Annotated in this window: 1 pseudogene; it reads right to left on the reverse strand. The window is 67.1% G+C overall.

Annotated features, from left to right (window positions below):
* A pseudogene (gene tuf / locus EG885_RS22560) lies at window positions 1-255 on the reverse strand (elongation factor Tu); the annotation flags it as partial.

A 255-nucleotide genomic window follows, 5' to 3' on the forward strand; every position in this document is an offset into this window, starting at 1 on the left:
CCAGTTCGTCGCCGACGTTCACGGCGCCACGCTCGATGCGGCCGGTGACCACGGTGCCACGGCCCGAGATCGAGAACACGTCCTCGATCGGCAGCAGGAAGGGCTGGTCGATCGCACGCTCGGGCGTCGGGATGTATTCGTCGACGGCCGCGATCAGCGCGCGGATCGAGTTCTCGCCGATCTCGGGATCGCGGCCTTCCATGGCTGCCAGCGCCGAACCCTTGATGATCGGGATGTCGTCGCCGGGATAGTCGT

The organism is Paracoccus nototheniae (assembly GCF_004335005.1).
In the GTDB taxonomy this organism is placed as follows: domain Bacteria; phylum Pseudomonadota; class Alphaproteobacteria; order Rhodobacterales; family Rhodobacteraceae; genus Paracoccus; species Paracoccus nototheniae.